Source organism: Rhodococcus antarcticus (genome assembly GCF_026153295.1).
Taxonomy (GTDB): domain Bacteria; phylum Actinomycetota; class Actinomycetes; order Mycobacteriales; family Mycobacteriaceae; genus Rhodococcus_D; species Rhodococcus_D antarcticus.
Genome location: NZ_CP110615.1, coordinates 1,688,028 through 1,703,095 on the forward strand (window position 1 = coordinate 1,688,028; position 15,068 = coordinate 1,703,095).

A 15,068-nucleotide genomic window follows, 5' to 3' on the forward strand; every position below is an offset into this window, starting at 1 on the left:
TCGCCCGGCGCCGCCCGCTCCGTCGACGCACCATGCAGGCATGACGCACATGTACCGCAGGGGCAGCACGGTCAGCTGGAGCTGGGGCAGCGGGACGGGCGAGGGCACCGTCCTCGAGGTGCACACCGAGAAGGTCACCCGCACCCTCAAGGGCTCCGAGATCACCCGCAACGGCAGCGACGACTGCCCCGCCTACCTGGTGGAGACCGAGGACGGCAGCCAGGTCCTCAAGCTGGAGAGCGAGCTCGAGAAGGCCTGATCAGTCCTTCACCAGCAGCTGTAGCAGGGCGCTGGTGACCTTGCGGCGCGGCCACCCGAGACGACCGTGCTCGCCGAGCGCCGCCCGTGCCGCGTTGAGCCCCGGAGCCCCGTGCACCCCTCCCCCGGGGTGCACGGCCGCACTGCCCAGGTAGAGCCCGCGCACCGGGGTCTCCGACCGGCCGAGACCCGGCACAGGGCGGAACACGAGCTGCTGCTGCAGCTGGGCCGTGCCACCGTTGACCGCGCCGCTGCCCAGGTTGGGATCAGATCCCTCCAGGTCGCCCGGCCGCTGCACCCGCCTGCCCACCACGTGGTCCATCGCGCCCGGGGCGTGCGCCTCTAGGACGGCGTCCATCCGCTCGGCGAGCTCGTCGGCCGACGCGTCGTCGGTGACCCCGCGCGGAAGGTGCGAGTACGACCAGGCGCTCTCGGTGCCCGCCGGTGAGCGGGTGGCGTCGGCGGTGGTCATCTGGCCGAACAGCAGGAAGGGGCTGGGGGGCAGTCGCCGGGTCTGCAGGTCGGCCATCCAGTGCACCAGCCCGTCGCTGTCCGCGCCGAGGTGCACGGTGCCCGCCCCCCGGGCGTGCGCCGCGGTCCACGGGATGGGGGCGTCGAGGGCGTAGTCGACCTTGACCACCGGGGTGTCCCACTCGAAGTGGGCGAGGTCGGCGTGCACGCGGGCGGGGACGGCGTTCGGGGGCAGCAGACGCTGGTAGAGGCTGAGGGCGGAGACGTCGGCGACCACGGCCCGCCGGACGGCGATCCGCTCCCCGCCCGCGGTGCGCACCGCGACGGCGCGTCCACCCCGGACCTCGATGCCCTCGACGGGCGTGCTCGTGCGGACCTGCGCCCCGGCGGCCTCCGCGCGCCGTCGCATCGCCTGCGTCAGCTCGCCCGCCCCACCCACGGGCACGGGGAAACCCACGTCCTGGGCGAGCATGGCCAGCAGGTAGCCGAAGGCACCGCTGACCGGTGCGTCCACCGGTGTGTCGCCGTGCATGGCGTTGCCCTCCAGCAGCACCCGGGCCCGCTCGGTGGTGAACAGCTCCTCGGCCATCCGGCGGGCGGGCAGCGCCGCGAACCGGGCGAAGCGCAGCGCCCCGGCGGCGCCGAGCACCCCGAGCAGCTCCCGCGGCCCGCGCAGCGGGGGGAACGGGTCGAACAGGGTGCGCAGCAGGGGCCCCTTGACGCGCTGGTACTCCTCGACCAGGTCCAGCCAGGCCTGGCCGTCCCGGTCGCCGAGCGCCGCCGCGGTGTCGCTCGCCTCGCGGTGCAGCACCGCCCCGGTCTCGTCCTCGGGCCCCAGGGGGTGGGCGAGAACGGTGGGGGCGTGCGCCCACCGCAGCCCGTGCGCGCCGAGGTCCATCCCCACGATGGCCGGGGAGGCCGCCGAGAGCGGGTAGAACGCGCTGTAGAGGTCGCTGGTGTACCCGTCGAACAGCTCGGCCGAGCGCACGGCCCCACCCACCGTGTCCTGCCCCTCGAGCACGAGCACGTCCCAGCCCGCGTCCGCCAGTGCCGCCGCGGCCACCAGCCCGTTGTGCCCTGCTCCGATGACCACGGCGTCCACGGTGCTCACGCCAGACCCTCCCTCGCTGCGACGGACCGCACGGGTGCCTGTTCGGCCACCATCACGTCCAGGACCACGTCCTCGTCGCACCAGCCTCCCAGGCGGCCGAGACCGGGGGTGGCGCGGACCGCCTCGTGCACCGCGTCGCCGGAGAGCGGGTAGTCATCCACCCGGTGGCGCCAATGCACGGCCAGCAGGGTGCCGCCGGGCTCCAGGGCACCCACGGCGTGCTCCAGCGCGACCCGGAGCGCGGGTCCGTCCAGGTAGTAGGCCACCTCGCTGAGGACCACGAGGTCGAAGGACTGCTCCGGCCACGGGTCGTCCAGCGACCACCGCCGCAGCTCCACGTTGCCGGGCACCCGGGCCGCGGCCTGCTCGAGGGCCGAGGCGGCCACGTCGGTGGCGAGCACCGTGTCGCAGCGCTGGGCGAGCAGGCTGCTGAGCACCCCCACCGAGCACCCCGGCTCCAGGGCCGACCGGTAGCGCTGCCGGGGAAGCGCGGCCATGGTCAGGGCCTGCTTGCGGCGCTCGTACCAGCGGTGGGTGAACCCCCAGGGGTCCTCCCCGCCCCGGGCGTAGAAGTCGTCGAAGTAGCGGGCGGGCAGGCTCACTCGAACACCGTCTCGGTCGGGCGGAGCAGGCGGGCCAGGACCGGGGGCGGCAGCACCGGTGCGTCGGCGGGGTGGTCGGAGAGCGGCCGCACCTGGGTGGCGAAGCAGTCCACGGCCCGCCGCTTGGCCGCCTGGACCTCCGGCGGCAGCAGCACCGAGGCCGCGCGCGACCACGGCACCCGGGCGTCGTCGGGACCCGCCCAGTGCCAGGTCCACACCGGGAACTCCACCAGCCGCGCACCGGTGCGGCCGCACGCTGCTGCGGTGGCCCGGCCGGTGGCCTCGTGGTCGGGGTGACCGTCCTGGCGCCAGGTGGTCAGCGCCCACGTGCCGGGCCCGCGCAGCACCGGCTCCAGCGCCGCGGCCAGGTCGCCCTCTCCCTGGGCGACCGCTCCGTCGGGCAGGCGCAGCCGCAGCGGCGCACGCACCACCCCGAGCTGCGCCAGGGCCGCCTCGGACTCACCGGGGCGCAGCGCGACGAGCTCGTCGGGGCTCAGCGTGGGCGAGCCGGGATGCGAGGCACCGCCGTCGGTCACGGCCACCACCTGCACCTGCACGCCGGCGGCCACGGCGAGCGCCATCGTGCCGCCCACCCCGAGGACCTCGTCGTCGGGGTGCGGCGCCACCACCACGAGCCGCCGGCACCCGGCCAACGAGAACGGCGGCCAGTCGCGCGACCACGCCTGCCACTGCGACTCCGGGGTGCCCTCGCCCTCGATCAGCTCCACAGCGGGACCCCCACCCGGCCCAGCTCGGCCAGGTCGCGCTCGGCGTGGCTCTGCCGCAGGTAGACGGTGAGGTCGGCGACGCGGGCGGCGTGCGCGGCGTCCGAGCACAGCGGGCCGGCGCCCAGGGCCCGGCCCACCCGGTCCAGCGTCAGGGTGGCCGCGGCCTCGACCACGGCACGCACGGCCATCGCGGTCGCCTGCACGTCGCGAGCCGGGTCGGCGTCGACCTCCGCGGCGGCCTGCTCGAGCGACCACCGGGCACCGGCCAGCGCGGCGCTCACCGCGCCCAGGTGCGCCAGCTGGTGCGCGTCGGCCCGTCCGGCGCGGGCGGCCAGGGCATCGGCCACCCCGCACGCTCCGCCGAACCACGCCGCGGCCACCCCGATGGCGCCGTGCCAGAAGCCGGGACGGTGCAGGTACCCGTCGTCCGGGCCCACCTGCACGGCCTCAACGGCGTCGAAGGCCACCGAGCCGGAGTCGCTGGCCGCCATGCCCACGGCGGGCCAGGTGTCCGGCACCGGCGAGACCCCAGGGTGGCCGAGGTCCACGGCGAACAACGGCCTCATCTCACCCACGCGGGCGGTGACCAGGGCGTGGGTGCTGCTCGAGGCACCGGAGCACCAGGGCTTGACCCCCTCCAGGATCCAGCCGCCGTCGCCGTCCCGGGTCGCGGTGAGCACCGGCTGCGGCGGCTCGGCGGCCCACACGCCCCACACCTGACCGGGCTCCGGCGGCGGACCGCCGAGCTCGGCGAGGATGGCCAGGGCGTCGGTGTGGGCCTCGGCCATGCGCCCCAGCACAGGGTCCACCCGGGCCACGGCCGCGAGCGCGCGCCAGCGCTGCGCGGTGCGCCCGGCGCCGGGCAGCGGCAGGTCGAGCTCCCCGTCGCGCACGGCCCGGGCGAGCTCCACGGCCACCGAGCTGGTGCCGACCGTGCTCACCGCGCCACCGCCAGGTCGGCCAGGTGCTGCGCGAACCCCCCGGGGGCGCGGCCGGCCGTGCGGGAGGACGTGTGCACCACGACGTCGCCGGTCCAGGCCACGGTGCAGCCGGACCGCAGGGCCCGGTCGACCAGGTCGACGTCCTCGTGCACGGCCAGCGGGGCGAACCCGCCGATCCGCTGGTAGGCGGACGCGGTCAGCCCGAGGTTGGCTCCGTGCACGTGGCGGTGCCCGTCCGCGTCGGTGTAGCCCGCCTCGTACCGCTGCCGCAGGCCCACGGGTTGCCCGGCCCAGTCGCTCACCCGCACCGTCCCCGCCACCACGTCGGCCCCGCGGGCGGCATGGGTCAGCTGGTCGAGCAGCCACGTGGGGGTCACGGTGGAGTCGGCGTCCGTGGTCGCGCACCAGGTGCGCTCCCCCAGGGCCACCGCGGCGAACCCCCCGGCCCGGGCCGCTCCGACGTTGCGCCGGTCCACGTGCACCGCGAGCACGTCGGGCCCGAGGACGTCGGCGCTGCCGTCGGTGCACGCGTCCAGCACGACCACGAGCTGCACCGGTACCGCGACCCGGCGGGCGGCCTCGCGGAGGGCGTCGGTGCACGCGGGCAGCAGGTCCCGCTCGTCGTGGGCGGGGACGACGACGACGATCCGGTCGGCGATCACCGCGAGCGCCCCTCGACGAGCAGCACCAGCCGACGCAGGCACTCGGCGTTGCGGGGTGCCACGGCGAGCGCCTGCAGCGGTCCCGGCACGAGCCGACCGGGTCCGTGGGTGACGACCTCGGTCATGTCCAGGCGGGTGCCACCGCCCTCGCGGCGCAGCCGGAGGGTCACCCGCGCCTCGCCGGCCGGCCACCCGCGGGCCTGCAGCACCAGCTCGCGCTCCGGCACCGCCGACACCACCGAGGTGCTGTCGTCGACCACGAGGGGCCAGGCGCCGACCGAGTGGTGCGCACGGGTGCCCGCAGCGGGCCAGCCGACGTCCACCTCTCGGATGCGGGAGGACCCGACGACCCAGCCCGCCAGGGACCACCCGTCGGCCAGGACGGCCCAGACGGCAGCAGGGGCGGCAGGGGTGGTGCGGTGGACGCTCGGCACGGGGCTCCTCGGTCGGCGGGTGCGGTCGACGGACGCAGCCGCGGACTGCTCGACGGAGGCATCGCGATCATGGCGGCACCGCAGAGGGTCCGCAGAACGACCTCGGCCCGGCCCGGCGGGCCGGACGCGGATCCTTCGTCGGGCGGGGACCCGCGGGCTGGACCACCCTCGGGGGACCGACGACGAGAGGAACCACCCGTGCGCACCCGCACCCGATCGCGCCGGCGGCCCACGCCGACGGCACCACCCACCCACCCCGTCGTCCTGGTCACCGGCGCCTCCAGCGGCATCGGCCGTGCCACGGCCGAGCTGTACGCCGGTCGCGGAGCCCGGCTGGTGCTGTGCTCGCGCTCGGCCGACGCCCTCGAGCGGGTGCGGGCGCGCTGCGCGGACCTGGGCGCCGAGGTGGAGGTGGTGGTGACCGACGTCGCCGACGCCGCGCAGGTGCAGTCCGCCGTGGACCGGGCGGTGGCCCGCTTCGGCCGCCTCGACGTGTGCGTCTCCGCGGCGGCGGTGATGTCCTACGGCCAGCACGCGGACACGCCGGCCGAGGTGTTCGACCGGGTGGTCACGGTGAACCTGCTGGGCGCGGCGAACGTGGCCCGCTCGGCGCTGGGGGTGTTCCGGGCCCAGGAGCAGGGGACGCTGGTGGTGGTGGGCTCGCTGCTCGGGCGCGCTGCCGTGCCGCTGGCCGGCTCCTACGTGGCGTCGAAGTTCGGCCTGCGCGGGCTCACCCGCACGCTCCGCCAGGAGAGCCGCGACCATCCCGGGGTGCACGTCACCTCGGTCGCCCCGGGTGCGGTGCGCACCCCCATCTACGCCCAGGCCGCCACCGTCATCGGCCGGACCGGCTCGCCGCCGCCGCCGGTGACCACGCCCGAGCGGGTGGCCGTCCAGGTGCTGCGCGCCGTCGAGCACGGCAGCCGTGAGCGGGACGCCGACGCCCTCGGCGGGCTGCTGAACAAGGGCATGAGCGTGGCGTTCACCGTGCTGCCGGGGCTCTACGACGTCCTGGTGGGACCGATGATGCGGACCCTGGGCGTGAGCCGGAAGCACCGCCCGAACACCGAGGGCAACGTCTTCGTGCCGGTGGCCGAGCTCGAGCGGTGACCGGCGACCACGTGGTCGGAGACAAGACTGCCGGAGACATGGTGGCCGGCGCGAGGGTGGTCGGAGACAGGGTGGCCGCCGCGAGGGTGGCGGCGTGAGGGTGGTCACGGTGCCCGGCACCCACGCCTACGTCGACGCGGTCCGGCCCGTGGACGTGGTCCGGGTGGACGCGCCCGTGGTGAGCCCGGACCCGTGGGCACCCAGCGAGCTGTGGGACCCCGCGGTGCTCACCGCCCTGGCCGACGGGATCGACGTCGTGCACGTGCACTTCGGCTTCGACCACCTGGAGCCGGCGCAGCTGCGCGCGTGGACTGTCCAGCTCGCCGCGCTGGGGGTGCCCCTGGTGCTCACCGTGCACGACCTGCGCAACCCCCACCACCTCGACCGGCACCGCCACGACGCCCACCTCGACGTGCTCGTGCCCGCGGCCACCGAGGTGCTCACCCTCACCCCGGGCGCCGCCGCCGAGATCGCCGAGCGCTGGGGGGTGCGGGCCACGGTGGTGCCGCACCCGGCGGTCACCACTGCCGTCGACGGCGTCCAGACGGTGCCGGGGCTCGTCGGGATCCACCTGAAGTCGCTGCGGCGCAACGTGGTCCAGCCCGCCAGGGTCGTCCGGGCGGTGCTCGACGGGGTGCGGTCCGGCGGCGGTTCCCTGCGGGTGGACGTGCACACCGACGTGGTGGAGCGCCCCGAGCTCGCCCTGGTCCGCGCCCTGGCCACGGCCGGGGAGCTCGAGCTGGAGGTGCACGGGCGCCTCGACGACCACGAGCTCGCCGCGTCGCTGCAGCGGCTGCACGTGTGCGTGCTCCCGCACCGCTTCGGCACCCACTCCGGCTGGCTCGAGGCGTGCCGCGACGTGGGCACGGCCGTGGTCGCACCGTCGTGCGGGTTCTACGCCGAGCAGTGGGTGGACGTCCGCACGGCCGTCCACGACGAGGTCCACGGGCTGCAGGAGGGCTCGCTGTCCCGTGCCGTGGCCGAGGCCCTCGCCAGCTCACCACCGCCGGCCGCCGACCCGGCGTGGCGCGCCGAGCAGCTGGACGCGGTGCGGCGCGCGCACGCCGAGGTCTACGCCCGGTGCGCCCCGTGACCGACGGTCCTGTGCGCGGCCGGCCCGTGGTCGGCCACCTGGTGCTCGGGCCCGCCCAGCACGGGGTGGTCCGCTTCGCGGAGGGCGTGCTGGCAGCGCTGGAGCACCCCGGCCCGGTGGTCCGCGCCACGTCGGTCGCCGAGCTGGGACCCGGCTGGACCGATCGGCTGGCCGGGTGCGACCTGGTGCACCTGCAGTACACCGACGCGCTCTACGCCCCGCGCTGCGAGGACGCTGCCGCCACGCTCGTGCGCCTGGTGGGCGAGCTGGGCCGACCGTGCTCGGTGACCCTGCACGACCTGCCGCAGCCCGGCGACGGTGCGGCGCTGCTCGTGCGCCGGGCCGCCTGCTACCGCGCCGTGGTGCGGGCCGCGGTCGGTGTGGTGGTCAGCAGCGAGCACGAGTCGACGCTGCTGGACGCCGTGCTGCGGGACGATCCGGGTCCCGTGCTGCGCCCCCGCGCCGTGGTCCCGCTGCCCGTCGAGCCGCACACCCCCACCCTGCCCGAACCGGGCGACGGGCAGGTGACGGTGCTGGGGTTCCTGCACCCCGGCAAGGGCCACGACGACGCCCTGGACGCCCTCGCCGCGCTGCCCGCGGGGGTCGGCCTGGTCGCGCTGGGCCGTCCTGCACCCGGTCACGAGGACCTGCCCGCGCGACTGCGGGAGCGGGCGGGTGGGCGAGCGGTGCGGGTCACCGGCTTCGTCGAGGACCTCGCGCCGCACCTGCGCAGCGCGGGCGTCCCGCTGGCCCCGCACCGGGCCGTCTCCGCGTCCGGCTCGGTGGGCACCTGGTTGTCGGCCGGGCGCCGACCGCTGGTCCCCGCGGGCCGCTACGCCGCCGAGCTGCTGGCCCGCTCCCCCGGTGCGCTGTGGACCTACGACACCGGTGGGCTGACCGCCGCCCTCGCGCTGGCCCTGGCCGAGCCCGAGCGCACCTGGCTCGCACCGGAGGTGGTGCTGGGACCGTCGGGGGTCGAGGTGGGCCAGGCCTACCGCCGGGCCTGGGCGGGCTTCGCGTGAGCGGGGCGCTGGCGCTGCCGGGCGGACGCTGGGTGCTGCCCGGCAACCGGGCCGACCTCCTCGACGACGTGCACCCGCAGGAGCCGCCGGAGGTCAGCGTGGTCGTGCCGCACTACCGGCAGCAGGCCCAGCTCGACCTCGTGCTCACCGGGCTCGCCCACCAGACCCACCCGCGCAGCCGGCTGCAGGTGCTGGTGGTCGACGACGGCTCCCCCGTCCGTCCCGCGGTGCACCCCGCGGCCGCCGGGCTCGACGTGCGGGTGCTCGCGCAGGACGACCGGGGCTTCCGGGCGGCCGCGGCGCGCAACCTGGGCGCGGCGGCGGCCGACGGCGAGGTGCTGTGCTTCCTCGACGCGGACACGGTGCCGGAGCCGGGCTACGTCGCCCGGGCGAGCCGGCTGCCCGCGCTGGCACCCGATGCGCTGGTCACCGGCCGCCGCCGGCACGCCGACCTCACCGGGTGGACACCGGCCGGGCTGCTGCGGTGGTTCGGCGACGGTCCGGGCCCCACCGAGCTCGAGGAGCCGAGCTGGCTCGCCGCGCTCTCCGCCGGGCTCGCCCACGCCGACGACGGCTCGTACCGGGCGGTGATCAGCGCGGTGATGACGTGCTCGCGCGAGCTGTTCACCGAGGTCGGCGGGTTCGACGAGACGTTCACCAGCTACGGCGGCGAGGACTGGGAGCTCGCGCACCGGATGTGGACCGCCGGAGCCGTGCTGGCCCACGAGCGCAGCGCCGTCGCCTGGCACGACGGACCGGACTGGGCGGGCCGCCCCGACGACCGCGCGACCGCGGTGGCGCAGAAGGCGGCGGAGACCCGGGCCGTGGCGCGCCGCGTGCCGGTCGCCCGCGCGGGGCCGGCCTGGTTCCCGTGGCCGGAGGTGGTGCTGCGTGCCCCCGGGTCCGACCCGGCTGCGGCGGTGCGGGTGGCCCTGGCCTCCGGGCTCGACGTCGGGGTGTGGACGGAGGTGGACCTGGGGTGGTCCGACGTGCGGGTGCACACCGGGGAGGTTCCGCAGGTGGTGCTCGAGCGCGCCCGGGTGGTGGTGGACGGGGTGCCGCCGACCCCCCTGCACGCCGCGGTCGAGCTGGTGCGGCCCGGGACGGTGGGCGCACTGAGGTGGCCGGGTGGCCAGGTGCGGGCCACGCGTGCGCTGCGACGGGCCCGGCGGCACGCCCCGGCGCTGGGGCTGGGCGAGGACGCGGCGCTCGGGGCCCTGTTCGGGGTGACCGACACCGCACCGTCGGGCGCCCGAGGCTGAGGATCGCTATCTTTCGACCACTCGTCCAGCTGCGTGGCGGGGTGTTCTCTCCCCCTCTGCCGTCGCCCTGGAGGTGTTGTGCTCGTCGACGAGACCTCGTTGCGCACCCCCGCGTCCCGACCCCCCGGGTCCCGAGCGCCCGCGTCCCTGCCGGTGCCCACCCGGCGGTCGATGCGCATCGGGATCGTCGCGCCGTCGCGCTACCCCGTCGCCGAGCCGTACGCGGGTGGGCTGGAGGCCCACACCGGGACCCTGGCCCGTGCGCTGGTCGACCGCGGCCACGAGGTGACCCTGTACGCGGCCCCCGGATCGGACCCCACCCTCGGCCTGCGCGAGCTCGACCTGGACCTCAGCGGGTTCACCGGGCCCTCCCGGCGCGACGTCTCCATGGATCCCGGCCTCGTCATGGCCGAGCACCACGCCTACCTGGGCGTGATGCTCGGCCTCGTCCACGACGATCCCCCGCTGGACCTGCTGCACAACAACTCCCTGCACCACCTGCCCGTGGCGATGGCCCCGGCCGTCGCCTGTCCCGTGGTGACCACGCTGCACACCCCGCCGTTCCCGCTGCTGGAGTCGGCCCTGCGCTCGGCCGCGGTGCTCGGCCGGGGCCGCCCCGTCACCGCGTGCGCCGTCAGCGCGCACACCGCGGCCACCTGGTCCCCCGTGCTGGGGCGGGTGCCCGTGGTGCGCAACGGCGTCGACACCTCGCGGTGGGTCCCCGGACGGGGTGGCTCGGGTGCGGTGTGGACCGGCCGCATCGTCCCGGAGAAGGGCCTGCACCACGCGGTGGCCGCGGCCCGGGCGGTCGGGCTGCCGCTGCGCATCGCCGGCCCAGTAATCGACACGGCCTACTTCGAGTCCACCGTCCGCCCCCTGCTCGGCGGGGACGTCGAGCACCTGGGCCACCTCACCCACCCGCAGCTGGTGCAGCTGGTGGGCGAGGCCGACGTCGCGCTGGTCACGCCGCTGTGGAACGAGCCCTACGGGCTGGTGGCGGCCGAGGCCCTCGCCTGCGGCACGCCCGTCGCCGCCTACCGCCGCGGTGGGGTGCCCGAGGCCCTCGGACCGGACTGCGGGCGCCTGGCCGCCCCCGGTGACACCGCCGCCCTGGCCGTGGCCGTCACGGCGGCGGTGTCGTTGTCGCGCACCGCCGCCCGCGAGCACGCGGTGGCGCACTGCTCGTTGACGGCCATGGTCGACGAGTACGAGACCCTGTACTCCGCGCTGCTGGTCGAGTCGGCGGCGTGATCGGGTGGTACGTCCACCACCACGGCCGCGGACACGCCCACCGCGCGGCCTCGGTGGCCGCGGCGCTGAGCGGCGTCGAGGTCACCGGGCTGTCGTCGGGCCCCGCCCCGGCGGGGTGGAGCGGGCCGTGGGTGGACCTGCCGACGGACACCGACCCCGGCCCGGACCCGACCGCAGGCGGGGTGCTGCACTGGGCGCCGCTGACCCCCGGCTACCGGGACCGGGCGGCCGTCCTCGCCGCGTGGGTGGCCTCCGCACGTCCCGAGATGGTCGTCGTCGACGCCTCCGTCGAGGTCACCCTGCTGCTGCGGCTGCTCGGGGTGCCCGTCGTGGTGGTGGCCGCCCCGGGCGACCGCCTCGACCGCCCGCACCGCGCCGCCCTCGACGCCGCCGGTGCCCTGCTGGCCCCGTGGCCGAGCTGGGTGCAGCCGGTGGGCTGGCCCGCGGCCTGGCGGGCGAAGACCGTGGCGGTCGGCGCGTTCTCCCGGTCCGACCACCGTGTGCGCCCCACCGTGGTGCCCCGCACGGTGACCGTCCTGCTCGGCGCCGGCGGGGACGACGTGACCCGCGAACGGCTCGACACCGCCCGCGGCGAGACCCCGGGCTGGACCTGGACGGTGCTGGGTGGGACGGGCTGGGTGGCCGACCCGTGGCCGGTGCTGGCCTCGGCGCAGGTGGTGGTGACCCACGCGGGGCAGAACGCGCTGGCCGAGGTCGCGGCCGCCCGACGCCCGGCCGTGGTGCTGCCCCAGGTGCGACCGCACGACGAGCAGGCCACCACCGGGCGCGTGCTGGCCGGCGCCGACCTCGCCGAGGTTCGGACGTCGTGGCCGAGCGACTGGCCCACCCTGCTGGAGCGCACGGCCACCCGCGACGGGGATCGGTGGGCCCGGTGGAACGACGGGCTGGGGGCGCGGCGGGCCGCGGCGCTGGTGCGGGAGGTGCTGGCCTCGTGCGCACCGCGGTGATCACCATCGTCGCCGGTCGCGAGATACACCTGGGCACGCAGCGCCGCGGGCTGGTGGGCAGCACGGTGGCACCGGACGTGCACGTGGTGGTGGTGATGGGCGGGCAGGAGGTGGTGCAGGTGCCCGGTCTGTGCACCGAGGTCGTGCACGTCGAGGTCCCCCCCTCCGGGCTCCCGCTGGCCGCTGCCCGCAACGCCGGCGCACGGCGGGCGGCGGAGCTCGGGGCGGAGCTGCTCGTGCTGCTCGACGTGGACTGCATCCCCGCGCCGGAGCTCGTGTCGCGCTACGTGGCAGCCGCGCGCACCCACCCGGGCGTGCTGCTGGCGGGTCCGGTCGCCTACCTGCCCGTGGCCCCGCCGGCGGGCTACGACCTGGCCGAGCTCGCGGCCACGGCTGCCCCGCACCCGGCGCGCCCGGTCCCCGCCGACGGCGAGGTGGTCCCGGAGCCGCGCACCGAGCTGTTCTGGTCGCTGTCCTTCGCCACCACTGCCTGCACCTGGGCCCGGGTGGGGGGCTTCCACCCCGGGTACACCGGCTACGGGGCCGAGGACACCGACTTCGCGATCGTCGCCGCGGCCGCGGGGGTGCCCCTGGCCTGGGTCGGTGGGGCGACCGCGTTCCACCAGCACCACGGACCGTCCGGGCCCACCGCGGCCAACGCGCCCTCCATCGTCCGCAACGCCCACCTGTTCCACGAGCGGCACGGCTGGTGGCCGATGAGCGGCTGGCTGACCCGGCTGCACGAGGACGGGCTCGTGCACTTCGATCCCGCGACCGGCAGGCTGGACCTCGTGCCCGCGACCGCGCCCCAGCAGCCGGCCTGATCCGGTGCCGTCCGTGCAGGAACGACTGTCCGACTACCGCGCCAGGCGGGACCCTGCGCTGACGCCCGAGCCCGCCTCGGACGACCCGCGCGGCACCGGGGTGGACGGGCGCGCCTTCGTCGTCCAGGAGCACCACGCCAGCTCCCTGCACTGGGACCTGCGCCTGGAGCACGAGGGGGTCCTCGTCTCCTGGGCCGTGCCCAAGGGCCTGCCCGCCGCGCCAGGGGTGGAGCGCCTGGCCGTGCACACCGAGGACCACCCGCTGGCCTACGCCCGCTTCGCCGGCACCATCCCCGAGGATGAGCACGGGGGCGGGTGGATGCGGATCACCGACGTCGGCCCGCTCGAGGTCGCCCGGTGGACCGCCGACGAGGTCGAGCTGACCCTGCACGGGGCGGTGCTGCAGGGCCGGCACCGGCTGCGGCGGCGCCCCGACGGGGGGCACGACCACTGGACGCTGACCCGCCTGGACCCGCCGACCGACCCCGACCACGAGGCGGTGCCCGACGCCGTGGCCCCGATGCTGGCCGAGCACGGCGACCCACCCACCGGCGACGGCTGGACCTACGAGGTGAAGTGGGACGGGCACCGGGCGCTGGCCCGCGTCGTCGGCGGGCGCCTCGCGCTGAGCAGCCGTGGCGGCCACGACGTCACCGCCTCGGTCCCCGGGATCGCCGGGCTGGGCGAGGCGCTGGCCGGGCGCGACGCCCTGCTCGACGGCGAGCTCGTGGTGCTGGGTCCGGACGGCCGGCCGGACTTCGGCCTGCTCCAGCAGCGGATGGGTGCCCCACGAGCACGCGGACCGCGGGTCACCTACCTGGTCTTCGACGTGCTGCACCTGGACGGGCGCTCCTGGCTGCACCGACCGCACGCCGAGCGCCGCGGGCAGCTGGACTCGCTCGCGCTGGCCGGGCCGGTGTGGGCCACCCCGCCGGCGCTGCCCGGCCGCGCGGAGGACGTCCTCGCCGCGGTGCGCGCCCAGGGGCTGGAGGGCGTGGTGGCCAAGCTGGGCTCGAGCGCCTACACGCCGGGCCGGCGCAGCGACGCGTGGCGCAAGCTGGTGAACCTGCACAAGGCGGACGTGGTCGTGGGGGGCTGGCAGCCCGGGGCCGGGCGTCGCGCGGGGATGGTCGGCTCGCTGCTGCTCGGGGTGCTCGAGCAGGGCGGGCTGCGGTACGTCGGCCACGTCGGCACCGGGTTCACCGATCGCGAGCTGGTCCGGCTCGGCACGCAGCTGAAGACGTTGTCGCGCACCAGCTCACCGTTCTCCGGGGCCGTGCCCGCCGCCCGCGCCCGCACCGCGCGCTGGGTGGAGCCGGAGCTGGCCGCCGAGGTGGCCATGGCGGGCTGGACGGGCGACGGGCTGCTCCGGCAGGCACGGTGGAGGGGGCTGGTGGACGGTGGCTGACCTGGTGCACGTCGACGGTCGCGAGCTCAGGGTCAGCAACCTGGCCAAGGAGCTCTACCCCGGGTTCACCAAGGCCCAGGTGATCTCCTACTACGTCGAGCTCGCCCCGGTGCTGCTGCCGCACGTGGCGGGACGGCCGGTGACCCTGCGCCGCTGGCCGGACGGGGTGGGGGCCGGCTCCTTCGTGCAGAAGCACGCCGCGCGCGACGTGCCGGACTGGCTGCGCACCGAGCTGGTGGCCGGCCGTGGGGACACCCCGGTGCGGCACGCCGTCCTCGACGAGCCCGCCGCCCTGGTGTGGGCGGCCAACCTCGCCGCCCTCGAGCTGCACGTCCCGCAGTGGCGCTTCGGTGCGCCGGGTTCGGACGAGCAGGGTTCTCCGCGGCCCCCGGACCTGCTGGTGCTCGACCTCGACCCCGGGGCACCGGCCGACGTCGTGGCGTGCTGCGCGGTGGCGCTGCGGCTGCGCGAGGTCCTCGCCGAGGACGGCCTCACGGCGCGGGCCAAGACCAGCGGCTCGGCCGGGCTGCACCTGCTGGTCCCGGTGCGGCCGGGGGAGCCGGGGGCGACGTCCACCTACGCCAAGGCCCTGGCCCGGCGCCTCGCCGCGGAGGAGCCCGAGCGGGTGGTGTGGCAGATGACGCGGGCGCTGCGGCCGGGCAGGGTGTTCGTGGACTGGAGCCAGAACAACCCGGCCAAGACCACCGTGGCGGCGTACTCCCTGCGCGGCCGGCACTCGCCCACCGTGTCGACCCCGGTGACCTGGGACGAGGTTGCGGCCTGCACCCGGGCCGACCAGCTGGTGTTCACCCCGGGCGACGTGCGCGCGCGGGTGGAGACACACGGCGACCTGCTCGCGGGGATGGACGGGGACGCGGCGGAGCTGCCGTGAGACCAGGAGGTGGTGCCGTCCTCCGGTGACG

The 15,068-nt window shown here is 76.8% G+C and carries 16 protein-coding genes; 10 read left to right on the forward strand and 6 right to left on the reverse strand.

Annotated elements, in window-relative coordinates:
- Window positions 1-40: 40 nt before the first annotated feature.
- Window positions 41-259, forward strand: coding sequence for a hypervirulence associated TUDOR domain-containing protein (locus RHODO2019_RS08105; protein ID WP_265384455.1), 219 nt, complete (start codon window positions 41-43; stop codon window positions 257-259).
- Here RHODO2019_RS08105 and RHODO2019_RS08110 read toward each other — a convergent pair whose 3' ends face one another.
- Genes RHODO2019_RS08110 through RHODO2019_RS08135 form a run of 6 tightly spaced genes read right to left on the reverse strand, consistent with a single transcriptional unit; the run spans window position 260 to window position 5,207 of the window.
- Complete coding sequence (locus RHODO2019_RS08110; RefSeq protein ID WP_265384456.1) at window positions 260-1,840, reverse strand: phytoene desaturase family protein; 1,581 nt, start codon at window positions 1,838-1,840, stop codon at window positions 260-262.
- Window positions 1,837-2,442 (reverse strand): class I SAM-dependent methyltransferase, encoded by a 606-nt coding sequence (locus tag RHODO2019_RS08115; protein ID WP_265384457.1) that lies wholly within the window; start codon window positions 2,440-2,442, stop codon window positions 1,837-1,839. The genes RHODO2019_RS08110 and RHODO2019_RS08115 overlap by 4 nt, the downstream gene beginning before the upstream one ends.
- Window positions 2,439-3,170: a PIG-L deacetylase family protein gene (locus tag RHODO2019_RS08120; RefSeq protein ID WP_265384458.1), complete on the reverse strand. Its 732-nt coding sequence runs from the start codon at window positions 3,168-3,170 to the stop codon at window positions 2,439-2,441. The genes RHODO2019_RS08115 and RHODO2019_RS08120 overlap by 4 nt, the downstream gene beginning before the upstream one ends.
- Window positions 3,161-4,111: an acyl-CoA dehydrogenase family protein gene (locus RHODO2019_RS08125; RefSeq protein WP_435532190.1), complete on the reverse strand. Its 951-nt coding sequence runs from the start codon at window positions 4,109-4,111 to the stop codon at window positions 3,161-3,163. The genes RHODO2019_RS08120 and RHODO2019_RS08125 overlap by 10 nt, the downstream gene beginning before the upstream one ends.
- Window positions 4,108-4,773, reverse strand: a complete 666-nt coding sequence (locus RHODO2019_RS08130) for a glycosyltransferase family 2 protein (protein WP_265384459.1) — start codon at window positions 4,771-4,773, stop codon at window positions 4,108-4,110. The genes RHODO2019_RS08125 and RHODO2019_RS08130 overlap by 4 nt, the downstream gene beginning before the upstream one ends.
- A complete protein-coding gene (locus RHODO2019_RS08135) occupies window positions 4,770-5,207 on the reverse strand; it encodes an SRPBCC family protein (protein WP_265384460.1) in 438 nt (145 codons plus the stop codon). The genes RHODO2019_RS08130 and RHODO2019_RS08135 overlap by 4 nt, the downstream gene beginning before the upstream one ends.
- 198 nt (window positions 5,208-5,405) lie before the next feature.
- On the opposite strand from RHODO2019_RS08135, the gene RHODO2019_RS08140 reads away from it, so the two are divergent.
- The 9 genes from RHODO2019_RS08140 to ligD (RHODO2019_RS08180) all read left to right on the forward strand — a co-directional run bounded on the left by RHODO2019_RS08140 (window position 5,406) and on the right by ligD (RHODO2019_RS08180) (window position 15,037).
- Window positions 5,406-6,317, forward strand: coding sequence for an SDR family NAD(P)-dependent oxidoreductase (locus RHODO2019_RS08140; RefSeq protein WP_265384461.1), 912 nt, complete (start codon window positions 5,406-5,408; stop codon window positions 6,315-6,317).
- Window positions 6,318-6,411: 94 nt separating this feature from the next.
- The gene (locus RHODO2019_RS08145; RefSeq protein ID WP_265384462.1) at window positions 6,412-7,410 is read left to right on the forward strand and encodes a glycosyltransferase; all 999 of its coding nucleotides are present in this window, start codon (window positions 6,412-6,414) and stop codon (window positions 7,408-7,410) included.
- Complete coding sequence (locus RHODO2019_RS08150) at window positions 7,407-8,432, forward strand: glycosyltransferase family protein (protein WP_265384463.1); 1,026 nt, start codon at window positions 7,407-7,409, stop codon at window positions 8,430-8,432. The genes RHODO2019_RS08145 and RHODO2019_RS08150 overlap by 4 nt, the downstream gene beginning before the upstream one ends.
- Complete coding sequence (locus tag RHODO2019_RS08155; protein WP_265384464.1) at window positions 8,429-9,694, forward strand: glycosyltransferase; 1,266 nt, start codon at window positions 8,429-8,431, stop codon at window positions 9,692-9,694. Before RHODO2019_RS08150 ends, RHODO2019_RS08155 begins: the two co-directional genes overlap by 4 nt.
- A 171-nt stretch (window positions 9,695-9,865) precedes the next feature.
- Window positions 9,866-10,945, forward strand: coding sequence for a glycosyltransferase (locus tag RHODO2019_RS08160; RefSeq protein WP_265384465.1), 1,080 nt, complete (start codon window positions 9,866-9,868; stop codon window positions 10,943-10,945).
- Window positions 10,942-11,913 carry a glycosyltransferase family 28 protein gene (locus RHODO2019_RS08165; protein ID WP_265384466.1) on the forward strand — a complete coding sequence of 324 codons (972 nt, stop codon included), beginning with the start codon at window positions 10,942-10,944 and terminating at the stop codon, window positions 11,911-11,913. Before RHODO2019_RS08160 ends, RHODO2019_RS08165 begins: the two co-directional genes overlap by 4 nt.
- Complete coding sequence (locus RHODO2019_RS08170) at window positions 11,898-12,737, forward strand: glycosyltransferase family 2 protein (protein WP_265384467.1); 840 nt, start codon at window positions 11,898-11,900, stop codon at window positions 12,735-12,737. The genes RHODO2019_RS08165 and RHODO2019_RS08170 overlap by 16 nt, the downstream gene beginning before the upstream one ends.
- A 13-nt stretch (window positions 12,738-12,750) precedes the next feature.
- On the forward strand, window positions 12,751-14,145 hold the full coding sequence (gene ligD, locus RHODO2019_RS08175; protein ID WP_265384468.1) for a non-homologous end-joining DNA ligase: 1,395 nt from the start codon (window positions 12,751-12,753) through the stop codon (window positions 14,143-14,145).
- Window positions 14,138-15,037 (forward strand): non-homologous end-joining DNA ligase, encoded by a 900-nt coding sequence (gene ligD / locus RHODO2019_RS08180; protein ID WP_265384469.1) that lies wholly within the window; start codon window positions 14,138-14,140, stop codon window positions 15,035-15,037. Before ligD (RHODO2019_RS08175) ends, ligD (RHODO2019_RS08180) begins: the two co-directional genes overlap by 8 nt.
- The last annotated feature ends 31 nt before the right edge of the window (window positions 15,038-15,068 follow it).